Annotated in this window: 25 protein-coding genes; 11 read left to right on the top strand and 14 right to left on the bottom strand. The window is 67.6% G+C overall.

All coding sequences use genetic code 11. The annotated features are described in order from the left end of the window. Positions 1 to 108: 108 nt before the first annotated feature. Positions 109 to 630 (bottom strand): retropepsin-like aspartic protease family protein, encoded by a 522-nt coding sequence (locus tag EDC29_RS05750; protein ID WP_132228972.1) that lies wholly within the window; start codon positions 628 to 630, stop codon positions 109 to 111. Between the two features lie 331 nt (positions 631 to 961). On the opposite strand from EDC29_RS05750, the gene EDC29_RS05745 reads away from it, so the two are divergent. Further along, positions 962 to 1,303 (top strand): hypothetical protein, encoded by a 342-nt coding sequence (locus tag EDC29_RS05745; RefSeq protein ID WP_123143409.1) that lies wholly within the window; start codon positions 962 to 964, stop codon positions 1,301 to 1,303. Positions 1,304 to 1,319: 16 nt separating this feature from the next. Here the strand turns inward: EDC29_RS05745 and EDC29_RS05740 are convergent, their stop codons facing one another. From EDC29_RS05740 to EDC29_RS05725, 5 genes are all read right to left on the bottom strand, one after another. Beyond that, positions 1,320 to 1,688: a hypothetical protein gene (locus EDC29_RS05740; RefSeq protein ID WP_132228970.1), complete on the bottom strand. Its 369-nt coding sequence runs from the start codon at positions 1,686 to 1,688 to the stop codon at positions 1,320 to 1,322. 3 nt (positions 1,689 to 1,691) lie between these two features. Continuing rightward, positions 1,692 to 2,015: a YMGG-like glycine zipper-containing protein gene (locus EDC29_RS05735; RefSeq protein ID WP_005224516.1), complete on the bottom strand. Its 324-nt coding sequence runs from the start codon at positions 2,013 to 2,015 to the stop codon at positions 1,692 to 1,694. Between the two features lie 25 nt (positions 2,016 to 2,040). Beyond that, on the bottom strand, positions 2,041 to 2,325 hold the full coding sequence (locus EDC29_RS05730) for a peptidoglycan-binding domain-containing protein (protein ID WP_123143411.1): 285 nt from the start codon (positions 2,323 to 2,325) through the stop codon (positions 2,041 to 2,043). Between the two features lie 159 nt (positions 2,326 to 2,484). Continuing rightward, positions 2,485 to 2,616: a hypothetical protein gene (locus tag EDC29_RS17610; RefSeq protein WP_255419405.1), complete on the bottom strand. Its 132-nt coding sequence runs from the start codon at positions 2,614 to 2,616 to the stop codon at positions 2,485 to 2,487. 119 nt (positions 2,617 to 2,735) lie between these two features. Further along, on the bottom strand, positions 2,736 to 3,500 hold the full coding sequence (locus tag EDC29_RS05725) for a spermidine synthase (RefSeq protein ID WP_123143412.1): 765 nt from the start codon (positions 3,498 to 3,500) through the stop codon (positions 2,736 to 2,738). 156 nt (positions 3,501 to 3,656) lie between these two features. Here EDC29_RS05725 and EDC29_RS05720 point away from each other — a divergent pair, with 156 nt between their 5' ends. Together EDC29_RS05720 and EDC29_RS05715 are read left to right on the top strand one after the other, a co-directional pair. Further along, entirely contained in the window at positions 3,657 to 4,598 is a 942-nt protein-coding gene (locus tag EDC29_RS05720; protein WP_123139564.1) for a hypothetical protein, read from the top strand. A gap of 23 nt (positions 4,599 to 4,621) precedes the next feature. Next, complete coding sequence (locus EDC29_RS05715; RefSeq protein ID WP_123139565.1) at positions 4,622 to 5,200, top strand: YqiA/YcfP family alpha/beta fold hydrolase; 579 nt, start codon at positions 4,622 to 4,624, stop codon at positions 5,198 to 5,200. Between the two features lie 17 nt (positions 5,201 to 5,217). Here EDC29_RS05715 and EDC29_RS05710 read toward each other — a convergent pair whose 3' ends face one another. Then, positions 5,218 to 6,417, bottom strand: a complete 1,200-nt coding sequence (locus EDC29_RS05710; protein WP_132228968.1) for a TraB/GumN family protein — start codon at positions 6,415 to 6,417, stop codon at positions 5,218 to 5,220. 301 nt (positions 6,418 to 6,718) lie between these two features. Here EDC29_RS05710 and EDC29_RS05705 point away from each other — a divergent pair, with 301 nt between their 5' ends. Continuing rightward, a complete protein-coding gene (locus EDC29_RS05705) occupies positions 6,719 to 7,165 on the top strand; it encodes a hypothetical protein (protein ID WP_123139567.1) in 447 nt (148 codons plus the stop codon). After that, the gene (locus tag EDC29_RS05700) at positions 7,162 to 8,223 is read left to right on the top strand and encodes an AI-2E family transporter (protein ID WP_123139568.1); all 1,062 of its coding nucleotides are present in this window, start codon (positions 7,162 to 7,164) and stop codon (positions 8,221 to 8,223) included. The genes EDC29_RS05705 and EDC29_RS05700 overlap by 4 nt, the downstream gene beginning before the upstream one ends. Before the next feature lie 7 nt (positions 8,224 to 8,230). Here the strand turns inward: EDC29_RS05700 and EDC29_RS05695 are convergent, their stop codons facing one another. After that, positions 8,231 to 8,527 (bottom strand): hypothetical protein, encoded by a 297-nt coding sequence (locus EDC29_RS05695; protein ID WP_132228966.1) that lies wholly within the window; start codon positions 8,525 to 8,527, stop codon positions 8,231 to 8,233. Positions 8,528 to 8,542: 15 nt separating this feature from the next. Between EDC29_RS05695 and EDC29_RS05690 the strand changes: the two genes are divergently transcribed. Beyond that, positions 8,543 to 8,860 (top strand): DUF3301 domain-containing protein, encoded by a 318-nt coding sequence (locus EDC29_RS05690; RefSeq protein WP_123139570.1) that lies wholly within the window; start codon positions 8,543 to 8,545, stop codon positions 8,858 to 8,860. Positions 8,861 to 8,872: 12 nt separating this feature from the next. On the opposite strand, the gene EDC29_RS05685 is transcribed toward EDC29_RS05690, so the two are convergent. The 6 genes from EDC29_RS05685 to EDC29_RS05660 form a co-directional block, all read right to left on the bottom strand. Then, on the bottom strand, positions 8,873 to 9,334 hold the full coding sequence (locus EDC29_RS05685; protein ID WP_123139604.1) for a ClpXP protease specificity-enhancing factor: 462 nt from the start codon (positions 9,332 to 9,334) through the stop codon (positions 8,873 to 8,875). A gap of 213 nt (positions 9,335 to 9,547) precedes the next feature. Beyond that, complete coding sequence (sspA, locus tag EDC29_RS05680) at positions 9,548 to 10,174, bottom strand: stringent starvation protein SspA (RefSeq protein WP_025275053.1); 627 nt, start codon at positions 10,172 to 10,174, stop codon at positions 9,548 to 9,550. 358 nt (positions 10,175 to 10,532) lie between these two features. Then, positions 10,533 to 11,264, bottom strand: a complete 732-nt coding sequence (locus EDC29_RS05675) for a cytochrome c1 (protein ID WP_132228964.1) — start codon at positions 11,262 to 11,264, stop codon at positions 10,533 to 10,535. Further along, complete coding sequence (locus EDC29_RS05670) at positions 11,261 to 12,505, bottom strand: cytochrome b (RefSeq protein ID WP_123139572.1); 1,245 nt, start codon at positions 12,503 to 12,505, stop codon at positions 11,261 to 11,263. The genes EDC29_RS05675 and EDC29_RS05670 overlap by 4 nt, the downstream gene beginning before the upstream one ends. After that, positions 12,505 to 13,098 carry a ubiquinol-cytochrome c reductase iron-sulfur subunit gene (petA, locus tag EDC29_RS05665; RefSeq protein ID WP_123139573.1) on the bottom strand — a complete coding sequence of 198 codons (594 nt, stop codon included), beginning with the start codon at positions 13,096 to 13,098 and terminating at the stop codon, positions 12,505 to 12,507. Before petA ends, EDC29_RS05670 begins: the two co-directional genes overlap by 1 nt. A gap of 204 nt (positions 13,099 to 13,302) precedes the next feature. Beyond that, a complete protein-coding gene (locus EDC29_RS05660; protein WP_123139574.1) occupies positions 13,303 to 14,055 on the bottom strand; it encodes a Nif3-like dinuclear metal center hexameric protein in 753 nt (250 codons plus the stop codon). A gap of 394 nt (positions 14,056 to 14,449) precedes the next feature. Between EDC29_RS05660 and EDC29_RS05655 the strand changes: the two genes are divergently transcribed. The 5 genes from EDC29_RS05655 to EDC29_RS05635 all read left to right on the top strand — a co-directional run bounded on the left by EDC29_RS05655 (position 14,450) and on the right by EDC29_RS05635 (position 21,180). After that, entirely contained in the window at positions 14,450 to 15,508 is a 1,059-nt protein-coding gene (locus EDC29_RS05655) for a sugar transferase (RefSeq protein ID WP_165913448.1), read from the top strand. A 349-nt stretch (positions 15,509 to 15,857) separates the two neighbouring features. Further along, positions 15,858 to 17,243 (top strand): P-loop NTPase, encoded by a 1,386-nt coding sequence (locus tag EDC29_RS05650; protein ID WP_165913447.1) that lies wholly within the window; start codon positions 15,858 to 15,860, stop codon positions 17,241 to 17,243. Between the two features lie 31 nt (positions 17,244 to 17,274). Then, positions 17,275 to 18,285 carry a polysaccharide biosynthesis/export family protein gene (locus tag EDC29_RS05645; RefSeq protein WP_223806148.1) on the top strand — a complete coding sequence of 337 codons (1,011 nt, stop codon included), beginning with the start codon at positions 17,275 to 17,277 and terminating at the stop codon, positions 18,283 to 18,285. A 15-nt stretch (positions 18,286 to 18,300) separates the two neighbouring features. Then, positions 18,301 to 19,701, top strand: a complete 1,401-nt coding sequence (locus tag EDC29_RS05640; protein WP_123143148.1) for a GumC family protein — start codon at positions 18,301 to 18,303, stop codon at positions 19,699 to 19,701. Positions 19,702 to 19,707: 6 nt separating this feature from the next. Next, positions 19,708 to 21,180 carry a lipopolysaccharide biosynthesis protein gene (locus tag EDC29_RS05635; protein ID WP_132228958.1) on the top strand — a complete coding sequence of 491 codons (1,473 nt, stop codon included), beginning with the start codon at positions 19,708 to 19,710 and terminating at the stop codon, positions 21,178 to 21,180. Positions 21,181 to 21,192: the final 12 nt, after the last annotated feature.

Here is a 21,192-nt window from a genome sequence, read left to right as displayed (position 1 = left end):
CCCCGGATTTCTTGCAGCTCGCGCTGCCGGCGCCGGGCTCTCCGACCGACGCGCGAACGAACACGTCGCCACTGACGGCGACGCCTCGGCAACAGGGGGCGTAGGGGATCAGCCCGACGCAGGCCTCAGGGTCAGGGTCTCGCCGCGCTGGACGAGTTCGAGGCGCTCGAGAAAGCTCATCCCCAGCAGCACCTCATCCCCCGGCATGTTCGGCAGTACGGCGGCGCGCACGTCATGGGCGATCAGCCCCCCGAGCTCGACGCGCGCCAGCCGCGTGCGCCATACCCGCACCTCGCCGTTGGCGGTGCGGCTGATCCCGCCGGGACGCAACTCCAGGCCCAGGCGGCGCGCCAGTGCCAGCGGCAGGGCGACATCGGTGGCGCCGGTATCGACCAGGAATCGCACCGGCTCGCCGTCGATCCGACCGTCGGCGACATAGTGCCCGGCGCGATTGCGCTCGAGCACCACGCTCGGCACCCCGTCGGGGGCGACGAACACCCGCAGCGGCGGTGCTCGATCGCGATCGAGCAGATCATCGAACAGCCACGCCAACAGCCCGAGCGCGACGACCCAGGCGGCCAGCAGCATCGCCCGACCGATCCGGCGGGGGAGTTCCTCGGGGCGTGACATCGATATCTGACGACCTGGGGTGCGGGAGTCCGGATTTCACGGGCGCCTGGCCGACCGCCCCCGGTCGTGACCGGCAACGCGGATGCGCGAGCGCGCCCAGCCACGGTGCGCGCAGGGGCTCTCACCCCCGGCCAGCGGGGCGGGCAACCTGCACGATGCAGGTGACATCGCCCACTGACGCCGACACCACGGCGCCCATCTCGAATCGAGGGTGCCAAGCGGCGCGCCCAAAAGCAAGCGGGCCGCGACCGGCCACTGCACTATGCTGAACGCAGGACCGGCCGGACAGCCGTCGGGCCGGAATCGGCAACGCCGCCACGGAGATCCCGCCATGCCGCTGGAACCCCTGCATTACCGCATGATCGGCCAGGACGACTATGCCGTCGAGATCCGTATCGACGCCACTGGCGACTACCGCATCGAGAACGGTGACTACACCAGCCACGCCCCGCGTCGGGGCTGTCTCGACGAGACACAGCGTGCGCGTCTGCAACGGCTGACGAGCGCCCTCGGCGCACCCGACGAACGTCCGGCGCCGACCGACACCTCGGGGTTCATCGTCGAGTTGAGCATCGGCGAGGGGGCGACCCAGCGACGCTACCGGGTCTGGGAGGGCGCGCTCGCCGAAGACCCCGAACTCGAGGCCCTGGTCCGCGCGCTCGAGGTGCTCTGAGCCGAGCCTCGGGCGTTCAGCCGAAACAGCGCTCCAGCCCGATGCGCCAGTCCTCGACGAAGGTCTCGATCGACTCGACGAACTCCGGCTCGGGGTCGTGCCGCGCGATGGTGCAGTGGATCATCACCGCACCGCCATCGATCGTCTCGGTCAGGGTCCAGGCCAGCGCATTGGGGCACTCCGGCAGGGCGAAGCGCACACCGCCACGAAGACACTCGCGACGCACCAGGAACTGGCCCCACAGACAGTAGAGCTCGCCCTCGGCGCCATCATGCCAGAGCACCCGGTCGATGCTGGCGCAGCAGTCGGCGAGCTCGGCGATCCCGAGCCGTGACTGCAACGTCTGGGCCGCGAGCGCGACCCGCGCCAGGGCGAAACGCTCCATCCCCTAGTAACGCACGCAGCGCCCGCCACGCCCCAGCGCCAGCCCCGGCGGACAGGGCTGCCCCTGATAGGGGCGCGGCCCATAGCGCGAGGGCGGCGGACGGCGCGAGGCGTTCTCGGCATCGATCAGATAGCCGCCGAGCGCGCCGGCACCGGCACCGATCAACGCACCCTTGCCGGCGTCGGCGCTCAACGAGCCGATCGCAGCGCCGGTGGCCGCCCCCATCAGCGCGCCGCCGGTGGTGGCGCGCCCGGGTTGGGTGGCGCAACCGGCCGAGAGGAATGAAGCGAGCAGGCACAGCGCCGCTGCACCGAATCGGATGGACATGGGACAACACCTCACAGAAGGACGATCAACGACGCATGTGTCGTCGTTGCATCAGATGACGCAGCCGCGCCACCGTGGCCTGGTTGAAGCGCCCGGTGACCGCCAGCCCGTGATGACGCTGGAAGCGCTTGATCGCCGAGCGGGTGGCCGGGCCGTAGATCCCGTCCGCCGGGCCGGGGGCATAGCCGAGTTCCTGGAGCGCGATCTGGCCGCGCTGGACGTTGAAGGGCGCGGCATGCAGCGGGGCGCTCAGCACCGCCAGACAGAGGATCGCGGAGATCAGGGCGAGACGTTTTGGAATACTGCGCATGGATTCCCTCGCGGTTCGGATGAACTGGATGGATGTATGCGTGGATCGAGTGACCCACCGGCATCGGCAGTCTAGCCGTCCCACCCCACCGATTGAAGCCGCCCGGGGCCAACCGCGCGTCCAGTGACGCGCGGTTGGCTCCTCAGCGCACCGCGCGTCCTACCTGGCCTTGCCGGTGAGCGAGCGCACCGTGCCAACCACGCGCGCCTGGAAATCACGCGCCCACTGCGGCTGCGGCCAGTTCCAGCCGATGACGATCCCGACGGCCAGGAGTAGCAGGACATACAACATGATGAAGACCTCCTCATCAACGAGATGCAAGAAAGTGGAACCAATACAACCATTCAGCAACCAGGGTTGTAGACCTGAGCCTAGCCCATAAGTGCCCGATTCGTTCCCGAGGCAGGCGCTCAAGCGATCGCCTGCAGATCGATACCGAGCGACTCCAGCAGCAGACCGGTGAGCGCGCCACCGAGCGCGCCGCCGAGCAGACCCGCCGGGACCTCAGCGAGAATCGCCTCGAAGGCCGCGCCGGGCGCGGCATGCAGCCCGGCGGTGGTACCGCCGACGATCCACACACTGGCGCCGACCACCGCGGCGATCAAGCCCGCCACCACTGGCGCCGACAGCCCGCCCGGCAGCCAGTCGGCGGCATGCGCCAACCGACGCACCGAGAACTGATAGATCGAGCCGACCAGCGCCACGACCCCGGCGGCGAGCGTGAACATCCCGACCTCGATCCCGCTCAGCCCGAGGAGCAGCGCCAGCACCGTCCCGGCGAGCAGACCGGCGAGCAGACCGCTGAAGGTCTGCGCCAGGGGGCGGGCACCGCTGCTGATGGCCCAGGCATAGAAACCGCCGGCCAGCACCCCGGCGAGACCGGCAAGGCCGGCGATCAAGGGCAGCTCGACCTGATGCCCGGTGGCGATCAGATAGGCGATCGAGGCCAGCACCCCGGCCATGGCCCCGGCCAGGGCCACCGGCATGGCGCTGTAGAAGGCCGAGGTGGTGGTGGCGGCAATGGTGGCGGCGATCAGCAGCGGCAGCCAGCCCGCAATCCCCAACCCGACCAGCAATTGATACAGGCCCGCGAACAGCGCACCGAACAGCGCACCGGCGAACCCCCAGACGAACAGCCCCATGAAGATGGCCGCGACCTTGTCCCTATGTTGCATTGATGCTCTCTCGACAGCATGGATCCAGGCGGCCCGGCAGCGGTAGCGAACCCGATTGCCGCCCCATGGCATCAGTCTAGACTCGGCAAGGGCTGACGGCGCGCAAGCTCTTCTCTACACTGCGCCCCATTCCGGTCATTTCGATCCCAGCGACGTATGTCCCAGACCATCGCCAACGGCACCAGACGCAAGATCGACGGCGACACCCGGGTGCACTACGACGGGTACTGGATCAAGTACTACGAACCACCCGCCGACACCCTCGAGACCAAGCGCCAGCTGATCCAGGCGCTGACTCGCAGGCTGTTCAACCACGTCGAGCACGGCATCAACATCCCCGGCGCCCGGCTCGACGAGGCGCGCGCGGCCTATGCCGCCGAATGCCATCCGGAGCGCAAGCGGGTCAACGGCGCAATGCTCGCCGGCGCCCTGTTCAACCGCGCCGCCGACATCTTCAGCTGTCTCGTCGAGCTCCAGGCCACCGGGGTGGAGATCGGCCCCGACAACAGCCTGATGCGCGAGTGCGGACAGTATCTGCTCGAGGCGCTCGAACTCGGCAAGATCGTCCGTCATCGCGGCGGCGACGAGGGGATCGACGAACTCTGGGGCGAGCCCTTCAAGGCCTTCTCGATGCCGATCGCCGCCTTCTACGAGAGCCGCTATGTCAAGATTGCCATGACCATGCGCGACATCGACCGCATCGCCGGGGCGATCAAGGATGGCTTCGCCGCCAGTCGTCAGCTCCCCGAGATCGCCGCGCCGGTCGATGCCCTGGCCGAGACGGCCAAGCGCAAGTGCGAGATCCTGCGCACCGACCCGACCATCTTCGACGTCTGGCCCGCCTTCGCCGTCGCCAGCGACCGACTCTGCGAACTCGAGCCCCAGCTCCCGACGAATGCCGGCACCCTGGCCATCCGCGAGGCGCTCGAGGGATCGCGGCTGCTGTGCGAAGGGGCCGAGCTGGTCCGCTTCATCGTCCGCGCCCGCGTGCCCATGCCCAAGAGCACGCGCGAGTACATCGAGCGCTGCGCCCAGTTCCGCCAGACCTTCTTCGGCCCGACCGCCGACGAACGCCAGAGCCCGCCCACCATCCGCTGACCCCGACCCGGAACCACCCCGCCATGCTCGTCTATCTCCACGGCCTCAACAGCTCCAGCCGCTCGTTCAAGGCCGGTTTCCTGCGCGAACACCTCGCCCCCCACCCGGTGCGGGCGATCGACTACCCGGCCCATCGCCCCGATGCCGCAATCGCCACCCTCGAGCGCTTCTTCGCCGGGCTCGACCATCCCTCCCCGGCGGTCGTCGGCAGCTCGATGGGGGGCTTCTACGGTCAGTATCTGGCGCGCCGCTTCCGCTTCTCGCACCTCTATCTGATCAACCCCGCGCTCACCCCCTGGGCCTTCTTCGACGACTATGCCGGCCAGACCCTGACCACCGCAGACGGCGAGCGCTATCAGGTCAGTCGCGAGCAGACCGAACAGACCCGGCGCTATGCCGTCGAGCAGCCCTGCGACGGGGTCCCGACCACGGTCTTCCTCGACCGCGGCGACGAGGTCATCGACCATCGCATCGCCGAACGTCTCTATGGCGAGTGCGGCGCCGGCGCCCGGGTGCGGGTCTGGGACGGCGGCGATCACGCCTTCCAGCACCTCGACGAAGCGGTGGCGCTGATCCGCGCCCAGCTCGACGCCGACGCCTGAGCCGGGCGCCGGCGCGCTCAGTGCGCCTCGACCAGCTGGCCGACGATACGCAGTCCGGCGATATAGGTACCGAGGGCCGAACCGAGCGAGCTGAGCAGGAACACCAGGAACACCCGCGCCACCCGGTTACGCCACCAGCCGCGCAGCGAGGCGACGTCGTCGCGCAGCCGGCTGAAGTCGCCGACGCTCGGCTTGCGCACCGACAACTCCACCGCGCCGGTGACCATGCCGGCGCCGATGGTCGGGTTGAGCGAGGTCAGCGGCGCGGCGACGAAGGCCGAGAGCACGGTCAGCGGGTGCGCGACGGCGACCAGGGCGCCGAGCGCCGAGAGCCCGCCGTTGATCACCACCCAGCTCACCACCAGTTCCCAGCCGAGTTCCGGGCTCATCGCGAAACCATAGCCGAAGCCGGCGAGGATCAGCGCCACCAGCACCCAGGGCAGGCGACGCGGCCAGGGGTTGGGAGGCGGCAACCGCTCAAGCTCGGCGGTCACCTGGTCGGGCGACTCGTCCTCCTCGGCCAGACAGCGCCCGATGCCGCGCAGGTGGCCGACACCGATCACCGCCAGCACCCGCTTGGCACCGGTGCGCTCGGCCTCGCGCCGCAGCTTGGCGGCCATGTAGCGATCGCGCTCCTCGATCAGCGGCTGGTAGAGATCGCGACGATCGGCGGCGAACTCGGCGAAGGTGGTCTCGAGCACATCGCCCTCCTTGAGCCGCTCGACCTCCTCCTCGGTGACCTGCTCGGAGGTCACCATCGCCGCGAGCAGCCCGGTGAACAGGGTATAGCGCCGCCACCAACCGAGATTGGCCGAGATCCGCCGCAGCGTCGTCCCGATCTCGCGGTCGATCAGCAGCACCGGCAGTTCGCGTTCATCGGCCAGACGCAGCGCCATGCGCTGCTCGGCGCCGGGCTCGATGCCGAACTGATCGGCGAGACGCTGCTGATAGGCCGAGAGCGCGAGATTGGCGACCACCATGTAGACCCGGTTCTGGCGGATCACCGAGAACAGGTCCATCCGTGACAGCGACTTGGGGTCGATCACCGCCTTGTAACGGCTGCGACAGAGTTCAACCGCAACGGCATCGTAGTCGCCGCTGCGAATCAGTCGACGCACCTGCTCGGCGCTCACCCGCGAGACGTGGGCGGTGCCGAGCAGGGTGTAGTGGACCCCGTCTCGGACGATTTCGTGATTGGGTTCAGCGATCTCGGGCATCAGGGGTTCACCGCGGACAGCAACAGAAAAGGACACCGCAGCCCCGTTCCTGGAGGACAGCGGCACGGAATCAGGCTCATTCGGTTCATGGCCGCGGACGTTGGCAGCCGCGGGTCGAGTCCCGCCGAACCAGGGTGCGCTCGGCGAACCGACGAACAAACGCGGCGAGCGGCGCGGACAGCGGCGACACATCCCGGTGTCGATGAGGGCCGGCATCATACCCCCCCGGTCGCGGATTGGTCGAACGCGCCCGATGGCTTATCATCGCTCGACGGTGCAGCACAGGAACCCCGGAGCCCACATGCAGCCTCGCTCATCGACCCCAGGTTTCGTCTCGCTGGTCCTCGCCGCCGTCGTGCTGGCGCTGCTCGCCGGCGGTTGCGCCACGGTCGAGAGGGACAAGCGCAACAACAGCCTGCAGGCGGCCACCTACCGCTATCACACCGCCATCCGCTGGAGCTATTTCGATACCGCTTACGGCATGCTCGACCCCGAGCTGCGCGCCGAGGCGCCGATGCCCGATCTCTCCGGCGTCCGCGTCACCGGCTACGAAGTGATACGCCCGCTCAACCTGCCCGATGAGGACACCGCCAACCAGCTGGTGCTCATCGACTACCTGCACGAGGACACCCAGGTGCTGCGCCAGGTCAGCGACGCCCAGACCTGGCGCTGGGACGCCGAGCGCGAGACCTGGTGGCTGCACACCGGGCTGCCGCAGTTCGAGCTGCCGGCAGCGCGCGAGCGATGAGCGAGGAGATCGGCTTCAGCTCGGCAGCCCGGCTGCTGCTGGTCGCCGGCGCCTTCGTGGTGGTCATCGCCGGGATGCAGGCGGCCTCGTCGCTGATCGCCCCCTTCCTGCTCGCGGTGTTCATCGCGGTGATCGCCAGCCCGCCGCTCGGCTATCTGCGCCGCCGCGGCCTGCCCAACGGGCTGGCGCTGGTGGCGGTGATGCTCGGGCTGGTCGGGGTCGGCAGCATCGCCGGGGTGCTGGTGGCAGGCTCCCTCGGCGGCTTCGAGGCGAGCCTGCCGGAGTACCAGGAGCGGCTCAAGCAGCTCACCGGCGAACTGGTCGGCTGGCTCGACGGCATCGGTATCCACACCTCGCGCGAGGCGCTGCAGACCTATATCGACCCGGCGCGCGCGCTCGGCTTCGCCGGCGAGCTGATCTCCGGGCTGAGCGGCGCGCTGACCAATACCTTCCTGATCCTGCTCACCGTGGTCTTCATCCTGCTCGAGGCCACCAACCTGCCGGCCAAGCTCACCCTCGCGCTCAAGACCCCGGAGGCCTCGATCGCGCGGCTCAAGCACGTGCTCGACAGCGTCAATCACTACATGGGGCTGAAAACCGTCACCAGCCTCGGCACCGGCTTCGCGGTCTGGGTGTGGCTGGCGATCCTCGGGGTGGACTTCGCGGTGTTGTGGGCGGCGGTGGCCTTCCTGCTCAACTTCGTGCCGACCATCGGCTCGATCCTCGCCGCGATCCCGGCGGTGCTGCTGGCGCTGGTCCAGCTCGACCTGCAGAGCGCGCTGCTGGTGGCGCTCGGCTATGTGTCCATCAACACCCTGGTCGGCAACATCCTCGAGCCCCGGATCATGGGCCGCGGACTCGGGCTCTCGACCCTGGTGGTGTTCGTCTCACTGGTGTTCTGGGGCTGGGTGCTGGGGCCGGTCGGCATGTTCCTCTCGGTGCCGCTGACGATGTCGCTGAAGATCGCGCTCGACGCCACCCCGCAGACCCGACCGATCGCGATCCTGCTCGGCCCCGAGGTCACCACCGGCGACACCCGCGAGGCGCACGCAGAATGAGGACCGGTCAATCGTCGCAACGCCATTGGCGCGCGCAGCGCCACTCGGTCTCCACCAGCGCCGTCAAGCGCTCGACCGAACGCTGCTGCGACGCCGTCAGCCCGTGCCCCAGACGCCGCAGCGCTGGCAGCCCGGCGTGCGCCTCGGCGACGCGGGCCGCGGCGAGATCGGCGCGGATCTCGACCATCAGGGCATGCAGCGCGCGCAGCTGCGCAGCATCGGCGGGCGCGCCCGGATCACCGCCGCCACAGCCGGACAACAGCACGGCGAGCAGCAACGGCCAGCAGCGCCGGAGCGGCGCCATCACGGGAATCGGGGGATGAGCGAGGAGCTGTTGGCGATCCTGCTGCTCGCCGCGCTCGCCGGGCTTTGGGCCGATGGTCTGCGCGCCCGCGAGCGAGCACTTGTCCTGTGCGATCGCGGCTGCGCCCAGCGCGACCTGCAGCTGCTCGACCAGACGGTCGCGCTGCGCCGGATCGGATTGAGCTGGGGCGCCGGCGGGGTGCGACTGCGCCGGGTCTATCGCTTCGAGTTCAGCGAGGAAGGGACCGGACGGCGCAGCGGCTATCTGGTGTTGCGCGGAATCGCGCTGGAGGAGCTGAGCTTCGGCCTGCCGGCGCGCAGCGAGGACGCCTGAACGCAAGTCGCGTTACTTGACGACCTTGAGGGTCGGGCCGCCCTTGCTCCTGGCCGGACGCGACGGCGCCTCATCGCGCGCACCCTCGCCACTCTCGACCGGACGCAGTGTCGGACCGCTCTCGACCGGGAGCTCGTCGTCGAGCAGCAGGTCCTCCTCGGGGGCATCGGGCTCCGGGAACACCATGCCCTGACCGTTCTCGCGGGTGAAGATGCCGATCACCGCCTCGGCCGGGATCAGCAGATCGCGGGCAACGCCACCGAAACGGGCGTTGAACTCGATCCACTCGTTGCCGATCAGCAGGTTACGGGTTGCCGAGGGCGAGATGTTGAGCACCAGGCGGCCATCCTCGGCGAACTCCGTGGGGACACGCATGCCCGGGTAGCTGACGTCGACGACCAGGTGCGGGGTCATGTCGTTGTCGAGGATCCACTCGTGGATGGCGCGGATCAGATAGGGTTTGGTCGAGGTCATCATAGCGGTCTGGTGTTGGAGGTCTGGGCGATCCGGGAAGGCCTGGATCGGCGGCGCCTGACGCACGGAATGGTGTTCCGGCACACCGCACACGGCACTCACCGGCCAAGCCCGGACGAGACGCTCAGTGTAGCGACGCGCCCGGACCGCCTACAAGAGTAGCAGCCGCCGCCATGCCGGGGCGACTCGGGGACCGACGGTCGGCTCAGCCCGCTAGGCGGCCATTTCCTTCTCGGCGTCGCTGAGGCTCTGACGGAAGGCGTCGGTGGAGAAGATCCGCTTCATGTAGGCGCGGATCGGCGCGCACTGCGCCGGGAGCTCGATGCCGAGACGCGGCAGACGCCACAGCAGCGGTGCCACGCAGCAGTCGACGATGGAGAACTCCTCGCTCATGAAGTAGGGATGGGCACCGAACACCGGGGCGGTCACGATCAGGCTCTCGAGCAGCTCCTTGCGAGCCTGCGCCGCTTCCTTCTGATCGCCCATGGCGATGCGCCGCATCAGCGCGTACCAGTCGCGGTCGATGCGATACATGAACAGACGCGCATTGGCCCGCGAGACCGGATCGACCGGCAGCAGCGGCGGATGCGGGAAACGTTCGTCGAGATACTCCATGATGATCTGCGACTCGTAGAGGCGCAGGTCACGATCGACCAGGGTCGGGACCGTACCATAGGGGTTGAAGTCCATGACCTCGTCGGGCAGATCGTGGGCGTCGACGTCGACCACGTCAACGCTGATTCCCTTCTCGGCGAGAACCATTCTCACCCGATGGCAATAAGGACAAACAGGATCCGAATATAGCGTCATCACAGCTCGTCTGCTCGCAGCCACTGCCATTCTTCCCTTCTCCAGCGCGTCGGCTGAGCCCGGCAGGGCTCCAAAGAGTCAAGACCGCCAGCCTACCCTGGCAGCGGCACCACCAGCCTCGCGCGAAAACCGCGCCATGCGCGCGCATCTACGCGACACCGTCATGTCGAGCCCGCACGCCTTGGCCATGCCTGGAGGGCGGACACCAACCCGGAGAGTATACTCTGACCCGGCTTTCACCGGGGTGTTTTTTCACCCACACCCCCTCGACAAGGCACCCCGGACATGCTAGGCCGTCCCAAACGACGAGGCCCGTCACTCGCTAGAGTGACGGGCCTCGAGGGTCGCAGAGTTCAGCCTCGTGCGACCGGGCTCCACGAGTCAGCGACTAGTGGATGTCCTTCCAGTACTCCTTCTTCAGGAAGTAGGCGATGAGGAAGAACACGCCGAGGAACAGCAGGACATAGAGCCCCAGACGCTGACGCTCGAGCTTCATCGGCTCCCCGGCATAGGTCAGGAAGGCGGTGATGTCGCGCACCATGGTGTCGTACTCCTCGGTGGAGAGCGTGCCCTCCTCGACCAGCTCGACACCGACCGCGATCGCCTCGCCGCCGTCATGCGACTCGGACATCACCGGCTGCTGCACACCCTGCAGGCCGCCGAGCACGTGGGGCATGCCGACCAGCGGGAAGAGCACGTTGTTGACGCCGTAAGGACGGGTGTCGTCGACGTAGAAGCTCTTCAGGTAGGTGTAGACCCAGTCGGGCGAACGCCAGCGCGTCACCAGGGTGAGGTCCGGGATCGCGGTGCCGAACCACTTCTCGCCGTCATCGGGACGCATCGAGTTGGTCATCAGGTCGCCCGGCTTGGCGTCACCGAAGATCAGGTTCTCGCGCAGCGAGATCTCGTCGATGCCCAGGTCCTCGGCCATGCGGTTGTAGCGCATGTACTGCAGCGAGTGACACCCCATGCAGTAGTTGACGAAGTACTTGGCACCGCGCTGCAGCGAGGCCTTGTCGTGCAGATCGATGTCGGCGTCTTCCAGATGCGCGCCCCCACCCGAGGCCAGCAGCGTGACCGGCGAGAGCAGCAGCAGGGTGGCGATGATCAGTTTTCTCATGAGGTCACCCTCTCAGGAACGGGCTTGGTCTTGTCCAGCGAGCTGTAGATCGGCATCAGCAGGAAGAAGGCGAAGTACAGCACCGTGAAGATCTGCGACAGCAACGTGGAGAGATCGGAGGCCGGGCGCATGCCGAGCCATGCCAGCACCACGAAGGTCACCGCGAAGATACCCAGGGCAGCCTTGAAGATCGGACCCTTGTAGCGGATCGACTTGACCGGGCTGCGGTCGAGCCAGGGCAGCAGGAACATGATCAGGATGGCGCCGAACATCACCACCACGCCGGGGAACTGCGAACCCCACATCGGCGGCACTGCGCGCAGCATCGCGTAGTAGGGGGTGAAGTACCACACCGGAGCGATGTGCGCCGGGGTCTGCAGCGGGTTGGCCGGCTGGAAGTTCGGCGCTTCCAGGAACAGCCCGCCCATGGTCGGGGCATAGAACACCACCAGCGAGAACAGCGCGAGGAAGATGGCAACGCCGACCAGATCCTTGACCGTGTAGTAGGGGTGGAAGGGGATGCCGTCGGCCGGGGCGTTCTTGTCCCAGCGGTTGCCCTTGGGGCCCTTCTTGATCTCGATGCCGTCCGGGTTGCTGGAGCCGACGTGATGCAGCGCGACGATGTGCAGGAACACCAGCGCGGCGAGCACGAAGGGCAGCAGGAAGTGGAAGGCGAAGAAGCGGTTGAGGGTGGCGTCGGAGATCACATAGTCACCACGCACCCAGACCGAGAGGTCCTCGCCGATGCCGGGCACGGCGGCGAAGAGGTTGACGATGACCTGCGCGCCCCAATAGGACATCTGGCCCCAGGGCAGCAGATAACCGAAGAAGGCGGTCGCCATCATCACCAGGTAGAGCACCAGGCCGATCATCCACAGCAGCTCGCGCGGCTTGCGGTAGGACCCCCACATCAGCCCGCGGAACATGTGCAGGTAGATGAGGATGAAGAAGGCCGAGGCACCGGTGGAGTGCATGTAACGAATCAGCCAGCCCCAGTCGACATCACGCATGATGTACTCGATCGAGGCAAAGGCCTCGGTCGCGGCAGGCTTGTAGCTCATTGCCAGCCAGATGCCGGTGAGGATCTGGATCACCAGGGTGAGCAGCGCCAGCGAGCCGAAGATGGACCAGAAGCCCATGTTCTTCGGCGCATAGTACTCGGCGACGTGCGCGCGCCAGGTCTTGGCCAGCGGGAAGCGCTGGTTCAGCCAGTCGAGGTTTTCAGTCTTTTCCGCACTCATCAGGCAGCTCCTCCATCCTCACCGATCAGGATGGTGGTGTCGTTGAGGTAGGTGTGCTTGGGGATGACCAGGTTGGTCGGGGCCGGCACACCCTTGAAGACGCGTGCCGCGAGGTCGAAGCGCGAGCCGTGGCAGGGACAGTGGAAGCCACCCTTCCAGTCGGCGCCGAGATCTTCCGGGGCGAACTCGGGGCGGTAGGTCGGCGAGCAGCCGAGGTGGGTACAGATGCCGATGGCGACCAGATACTCGGGCTTGATCGAGCGGGTCGGGTTCTGGCAGTACTCGGGCTGCTGCGGCACTTCGGAGCCCGGATCGACCAGCTTGGGATCGTTGCTCGCCAGTGCCTCGAGCATCTTCGGCGTGCGGTGCACCACCCACACCGGCTTGCCGCGCCACTTGACGCGCAGCAGTGCACCGGGCTCAAGCTTGCTGACATCGGCCTCGACCGGCGCACCCGCGGCCCGGGCGCGCGCGCTCGGGTTCATGGATGAGACGAACGGGACGAGAGCGAAGCCGGCACCGACGGCACCGACCGCGCTGGTCGCAGCGACGAGTACTCGTCGCCTCAGTTTGTTCACGCCTTGCGCGCTCATAGGCTAGCTACCCCCGACTGGTGCGGAGGCTGCCGACGGCATTCAGGCAGACACCACACGCAGATTGGACGAAAGGTTTAGATGGAAGATAAGAATATGACGATTGGCTACAGAACCGACCGCGCATTTTCCTTGATCTTGACGCGACGGGTCAAGAAAAACTCGGAAAAAGCACCATTTTACCACATTAACCACACCAGGCACTCAGGCCGGGTTGGCGATCTCAATGAATTGATGGCGCAATCCGAAGTGTTCGGCGACCCGTGTACCGAGCGCCTGGACACCATAACGCTCGGTCGCATGATGTCCCGCAGCCAGGTACGAGAGCCCGAGTTCGCGAGCCAGATGGGTGGTCTGCTCCGAGATCTCTCCGCTCAGAAACAGATCGACCCCCAAGTCGGCCGCCAGTTCAATGTGGCCCTGCCCTCCGCCGCTGCACCAGGCCACGCGCTCGACCGCTCGAGCGTGCTCGCCGACCAGTAACGGCACACGCCCGAGGCGCTCGGCCACCTGCGCGGCGACGGCCTCGGGGGCCTGCGCCGCGGCCAGTCGACCGGTCCACAGCAAGCCACCACCAACGGACGCCGGCGCCGCGTCGAGGATGCCGAGTTCACGCCCCAGGGTGGCATTGTTGCCCACCTCGGGATGGGCATCGAGCGGCAGATGATAGGCGATCAGGCTCATCCCCGCCTTGAGCAGCGTCCTTGCACGTCGCCCCTTGATCCCGGTCAGGCAGGGCGGCTCGTTCTTCCAGAACCAACCGTGATGGACCAGGATGGCGTCGGCATCGAGGTCGCAGGCGGCCTCGATCAACGCTGCACTGGCGGTCACCCCGCTCACCAGGAGAGCGATCTCGCGCTCCCCCTCGGCCTGCAAACCATTGGGACAGTAGTCGGCAAAGGCCGACGCATCGAGCAACTGATCGCAGAAAGCGACCAGTTCGTGCGGCTGGCACATGACGCTTACCTCTGAGAGTCGATCCTGAGACGGCGCGCATCGGCATCATCCACGCGCAACGCGATCCCGACAGCCGGCAGGCCACCTGTCGGACGATCCTGTCACAGACTGACAGGCACGCTCGCGGGCAGGCCTCGTGGCGTCGCTGAAACGAACGCCCCGGGAACGGCAGGGACAAGGGACCCGCAAACCATAACATTCATCGGTTAGCTTCGGCGTATTTTTTGCTCTTCTACTCGCTGATCCGGCGCGTTAGCATGCCGGGGACAGGCGCCGACCGACGGCACACGAAAAGAGCATGATGATTGCTTTGATCGTCGCGGCAGCTCACAACAACATGCTGGAGACCCGGCATCGGATGCCGTGGACCGACAGCGCACTAGATCCGGTAGCGATGCACGCACAGGTTCCCCGCTCCCCCGCCGAGCACGTCGCCCCCCAGCCACGCTTCAGCGGCGGCTATCGCAAGCTCAACACCCTCACCGGTCTGGTGCTCAACGTTCTGGTGGGCACCCTGCTGCTGATCTGCACCGCACCACTGTTCGTACTGATCCCGATCGCCATCAAGCTCGCCGACGGCGGTCCGGTGTTCTACTCCAGCATCCGCCTGGGACGTCACAAGCGCCCCTTCGCGATGTACAAGTTCCGCACCCTCAAGTCCGATGCCGATCGCACCATCGGCGCCACCCTGCTCGGACGCGGACAGCGGCTCGAGACCCCGATCGGGCACTTCCTGCGCGAGACCCGGATCGACGAGCTGCCGCAGCTCATCAACGTCATCAAGGGCGACATGGACCTGATCGGACCACGCCCGGAACGCCCGGAGATCTACGAGCGCCTGTGTCGCGACATCCCCGGCTACGACCTGCGCTTCCAGACCCGTCCCGGGCTGATCGGCTACGCCCAGCTGTTCACCCCGCACGGCAGCCCCAAGCGTATCCGCTCGCTGATCGACAGCTTCTACCTGATCCGCAACCAGCGCATCGGCAACGACCTGCAACTGCTGGCCTATGCGCTGTGGGCGCTCGGCCTGAGGTTCCTGCGCACCCTGCTCGCCGCGCTCGGACAACGACTGCGGCGCAAGCGCGTACGTGACGAACGGCGCCTCCGCGAACGCATCGCACCGGACAACACCCTGGTGTGGTTCGAAGACGAGGAGCACGCCTGTGCCTGCACGCTCGTCGACCTCAACGACGAGGCCGTGCTGATCCGCTGCCCGCCCGGGCACCAGCCCCCACCCCAGCTCGCGCGACTGCGACTCGAACGCCAGGCCAGTCACCCCGGCGGCAGCGCGAGAAAGCGCCGGATCGTGCGGTGCGAGGCCCAGCTGACCATGCAGCGTGCCAGCCCCGGGCTGGAGGGCTATCATGACTATGTGCTGCAGATCCGACCGGCGACACCTTTGAACGCCTTCAAGCTCCAAAAATACTTCCTGCTCTCCAGCCTCTGTTAAATTGGGTCATCGACCTCCAGTCGAGTCCGGCAGGTCCCCCACTGCGGTCCACGGACAGCAGACGCACCTCTTGGAGATGGACGCATCCATGACACCCCCGCATTCACCGTTGAGCGTTGACTCCATCACCCCTGACGAACGCTCATCGTCCAGCGCAGACAGGGCGCGACCCTCGCCCCAGGACGGACCCGAGACGAACGCCCCGACCACGGAAGCACCCGGCGCACAACGGCCATCGGCCCCGGCGAGCGAGGACGGCGGGCGCGCCGCGGAGGGCCTGGACGTCCCCCGCCAGGACAGCGTCGCCGCCACCCCGACATCAATGCTGGTCGAGGAGCGCGCCACGCCGATGGCGCCGGCAAGCGAGACGATCGCCCCCCCCGCGACGCCTGTCGAGTCCGCGCCCAGCCCCTCGCCCCACGTCCAGCCCGGTCGACTCTACCTGGCCACCCGCACACTGCCCCAGCCGGTCGATGACCCGCGCCCGTGGTATCTCTTCGTCGCCATCGACCAGGCCACCCGCTGGCTGTTCGTGCGCGTCACCCACGAGCTCAGCCCGGCCGCGACCCGCGCCTTTCTCAAGACACTGCTCAAGACCTGTCCGATCCTGGTGCGCGAGCTGATCACCATCACCCCGTCCGACCAGACCGACGGCGGGGCCATGCTGCCCGACACCGAGGCGCTCGCCCAGCTGTGCGAGAGCCTCGACATCGCCCATCATCAGGAGACCGCCGAGCCGGTCAGCGCGACGACCCTGCTGCACGGCTTCGATACCCTGCTCGAGGCGCGTCTCGACGGCGCCGAGGAGAGGCTCGAGGCCCAGCCGCTCAAACGGGCACTGCGCCAGGCGGCGCGTGACTACAACCATCATCAGCCCCAACCGATCCTCGGCGCCCACACCCCGATCGAGGCGCTCGGCAAGTGGTACGCCGAGTCCCCGGACTACTTCGTCGCCCATCAGCAGCGGCTCTCGGCCTCCACCCTCGCACACACCGAGCACACCAGGACCGAGGACCACGACGCACCGCCGTCACGACCGCCGGACACGCCGACCCCGAACACAGCGGAGCCGGACAACGCCCAGGCGCTCGACCCGCTGCAGCTTGCGCGCACCCTCAACCGCAACACGGCCGCCTCGAGCCTGATCCGGCTGCGCCAGCAGCCACCGCTCGGCTCGCTGCTGGTGAGCAGCTGCAACGACGGCGCCGGCAAGACCACGGTGGCGCTGCAACTGGCCTATGCCGGGGTCCAGGACATCGGCCTGCGAGTGCTGCTGGTCGACGCCAACCCCACTCACCCACACCTGGCGAGCCTGTTCGAGACCGACGAGGGTCCCGGGCTGTGCGAGTTCTGCGCCGGGCGGGCCCAGACCGACGAGGTCATCCGCCCCACCGACACCCCGGGGCTCGACCTGGTCACCCTGGGACTCCATCAGCGTGACATGCTGGTACGCCAGGACCCGCAGCGCCTGCGCGCCCGTCTCGACGCATTGCGCGGCGCCGGCGCCGAGCGCTACGATCTGCTGCTGATCGACGGACCCAGCAGCCTCGGCGAGCAGGACCTGACCATCGGCGCCACCGCCTTCGACGGCGTGATCCTGGTGATCGAGAGCGAGCGCACCCGCTGGGAGGTGATGCAGTACACCCAGGATCGGCTGCAATCGGCCGGGGCGCGGCTGCTCGGCGCGGTGCTGAACAAGCGCAAGTACTACATCCCCAGGGGGCTGTATGCCTGAGTCCAGATCCCGATCCCGGCCGACGCCGGCCTTGCCGGTCCTCGTCCTCGCGTTGCTGATGCTGCTCGTCGGTTGCGCCCAGCAGCAGACCGTACTCGAGGTCGACGAGGAGGTCGTGGTCGCGCGTCAGTCCTTCTCCTTCACCGAGGGCGAGAAGTTCGACCTGATGCCGAAGTACACCGTCTCGCCCGGCGACACCCTCGACGTGCTGTTCCAGATCCGCACCTGGCTGGAGAAGGACACCTTCAACATCTCGGTCGATCACACCGTCGCGGTCAAGTTCATCTACACCCCCGAGCTCAACGAGGAGCAGCTGGTCCGCCCCAACGGCATGATCAGCCTGCCCTACATCGGCGAGTACTATGTCGTCGGCAAGACCCCGAAGCAGGTCGAGCAGGAGCTCAAAAAGGCCTATGCCGGCATCCTCAAGGACCCCGAGATCTACGTCCAGGTGCCCGAGTTCCAGTCCGCCATCAAGGAGCTCAAGCGCGATCTGCACACCGCCCCGCGCGGACTCAGCCGTCTGGTCACGGTTCGCCCCGACGGCTATGTCACCTTCCCGATGGTCGGCGAGGTGATGGCCGCCGGGCGCACCATCGAGGCGCTCAACACCGAGCTCAATCGCGATTACGAACAGCTGATCTCCGGGCTGCACGTCGACCTCTTCCTCGAGCGACACTCAGGCTCGCTGGTCTATGTGCTCGGCGCGGTCAACGAGCCGGGCGCCTTCACCATCGTCAAGCCGATCTCGGTGGCGCAGGCGCTGGCGCTGGCCGGCAGCTACAACGATGATGCCCAGCTCGACTCGGTGATCGTCGCCCGTCATCATCAGGGCAAGGTGATCGCCACCCGTATCGATCTCAGCCGCTCCGGCGCGCTCGGCGGGCGCAAGCCGATGTTCTATCTGATGCCCGACGATCTGGTGTTCGTGCCGCGCACCCGCATCAGCGAGGCCGCGCAGATCGCCCGACAGGTGAGCGAGGCGCTGATGTTCCGTGGCTGGCACATCACCGTCGAGAGCGTCTCGATCGACGAACTCTGACCAGGACAAGCTGACGTGGAACGTCCCCACCTTCGTACCGAGAACTATCTGCGCGAACTGCTGCAGATCTATTTCGCCCAGCAGCGACTGATCCTGCTCACCACCCTGGCGGTGTTCCTCGCCGCCGCGGCGATCGCCTTCCTCGCCCCGCCGATCTACTCGGCGCAGGGCGCGATCCTGCTGCGCGCCAGCGAACTCCAGCGCAGCCCGCAGTCGCTCGAGGAGACCGAGGTCCGCTCGTTCAAGGTCAGCGAGGAGGACCTGCGCTCCGAGCGTGAGCTGCTGCGCTCGCCGGCGGTGCAGCAAGGGGCCATCGCCCGACTCAAGGAGAGCCACCCCGAACTCGGCGACACCCTCGACTGGCACCGCGTGCGCAACCGACTGCAGATCGAGCTGGTGCCCGACTCGCGGGTGATCAACGTCGAGTTCCAGCATGCCGACGCCACCGCGGCGGTAATCATCCTCGACGCCATCCTCGCCGCCTATATCGAGCGGCGCGCCGAGATCCTCTACCCCGAGGGCACGGTCGACTTCTTCGTCAACCAGGTCGAGCGCTTCCGCGATCAGATCAGCACCACCGAACAGGCGCTGATCGAGCTGGCCAACACCACCGGCACCCCCAACCCGGCCAAGGAGATCGAGCTCAACCTGCTGATCAAGCAGAACGTCGAGGAGCGCCTGCTCGATCTCGACACCCGCGCCGTGACCCTGCGCGAACAGCTCGAGCACCTCGATCGCACCCTCGCCACCGACCATCTGCGCAACTACGCCTTCATCACCAACCAGACCGTCGCCGAGATCGCCGCGCGGATCATCGACCTGCGCATCGAGCGCGGCCGCACCGCGCGCCACTACGAGCCCGACGCCCACGCGGTCGCGGCGATCGACACCCAGATCGCCACCACCATGGAGCAGCTCAAGCAGGAGGTGGCCGACTATCGCGACCAGCTCGACAGCGAGTTCGCCGCACTGCGTGAGCAACAGCTGATCCTGCAGCGCCGCCTCGCCGAGATCGAGGCGCGCAACCTCGAGCTGCAGCGCCAGGGCATCGAGAGCGACCGGCTGAGCCGCGAGGCCGAGCTGCTGCGCCAGTCCTTCGGCACCTTCTTCAAGCGTCGCGAGGAGGCCGAGATCAACGCCGGGGTCGACTCCACCCTGTCGCTGTTCTTCGTCAGCATCCTCAGCCCTGCCTTCTCCACCGGCCAACCGGTCTTCCCCAACCGCCCTGTGTTGCTGGTGATCGGGCTGCTCGCCGGCTTCGTCACCGGCTTCAGCCTGGGCTTCGTGCGCGAGTTCTTCGACCACACCTTCAAGACCGCGCGCGATGTCGAGCAGTTCTCCGGCCTGCCGCTGCTGTTCTCGATCCCGGCGGTCAACGCACCGTCTCCCGAGCCATCGCAACCGCCACCGCGCTAGCCCGCGATGGAGCCACGCCGCGCCGACTTCAGCACCACCCTGACCCGCTATCTCTCGAGCAAGATCACTCGCCAGTTGATCGGCGCCATCACCGCCTTCCTCAGACCCCGACTGCTCACCCCCGAGCTGTTCGGGGTCTGGACCCTGCTCAAGCTGGTCCCGCAATACGCCAGCTACGCCCATCTCGGCGCGCGTACCACGCTGCGCGTCTACTACCCCTGGCACCTCGCCCGGGGCGAGGGCGAACGCGCCGAGTCGCTGGTCTCCGGGGCCATCCTCACCACCCTGCTGCTCGACCTCCTGGTGGCCGGCGCGCTGATACTGATCGCACTGCGCGGCGGCCAGGGCGAGGCATTGCGTCTGGGGCTGACGGCAATGGCTGGTGTGGTGCTGCTCCAGGCCTGGCACCACACCGCCTTCGCCGCGCTCAAGGCGCGTCACCGTTTCGACCTGATCGGTCGCGCCAACTATCTCGAGTCCGCGCTGCTGCTGGCCACTACCCTGGCGCTGCTGCCCACACTCGGTTTTCCCGGGTTGCTGCTGTCGCTGCTGATCACCGAGGCTGCGGTCGGGGTGCTGCTCTGGCAGCAGGCCGGGATCGTCCCACGCTGGCCGGCGCGACCACTCCGGCTCGGCGGCGAGATGATCCGGCGTGGCTGGCCGATCATGAGTCTGGAGCTGGCGATGATGCTGGTGGTCACCGCCGATCGGGTGATGGCCTGGGTGCTGCTCGGCGCCGGTGCACTCGGTCACTACGGGGTGGCGGTGATGATCGTCGGCTTCCTCCGCAACATCCCCGGCACCGCCCGCGAGATCCTCGAGCCGCGGCTGATGGGCGAACTCGCCGACGCCGACCGCAACCAGTTGCTGCGCGAACATCTGCTGCGCCCGGCGCTCAACGCCGTCTTCCTGATGCCGCTGCTGATCGGCCCGGTGGCCCTCGCCACCCCGCTGGCGATCGACTGGCTGCTGCCGCGCTACCAGGCGGCGATCGTCCCCACCCAGATCCTCGCCTGCGGGATCCACTTCCTCGCCCTCGCGTTGGTGCTGCGCAGCCTGGTGGTCGCCTTCGAGCAGCAGCGTCGTGCCGCGTTGCTGGTCCCAGTGGTGCTCGTCGGCGAGGGCATGAGCGCCTGGCTGGCAGTGCGCCTGGGCTGGGGACTGCCCGGCATCGCCGGCGCGAGCGTGCTGGGGTTTGCGCTGCTGTTCATGCTGTTTCGGCGCATCCTGCGCCCACAGCTCGACCACCTCGAGCGCAGCGAGCGGCGCCAGCTCGACTGGATCTGGCCGCTGTTCGTCCTCAACGGCACGCTGATCTGGACGCTGTCGCTGCTACCCTTGGGGCATGGCCCGGTGGCGACGGCGCTGCGCATCCTCGTCCACATCGCTCTGCTGCTGCTGCTCCACCGGCTCGCGCGCACCCGGCTCGCGCTGCTCTCGCCGCTGCCCTGGCGACGGCTGTTGCGGCTCAGGCGCTGATCCACCGAACCC

The sequence above is a fragment of the Marichromatium gracile genome, assembly GCF_004343155.1.
Lineage (GTDB): Bacteria > Pseudomonadota > Gammaproteobacteria > Chromatiales > Chromatiaceae > Marichromatium > Marichromatium gracile.
The sequence above is the reverse complement of the archived record's forward strand: the minus strand, read 5'-3'. Positions and strand labels throughout refer to the sequence as shown.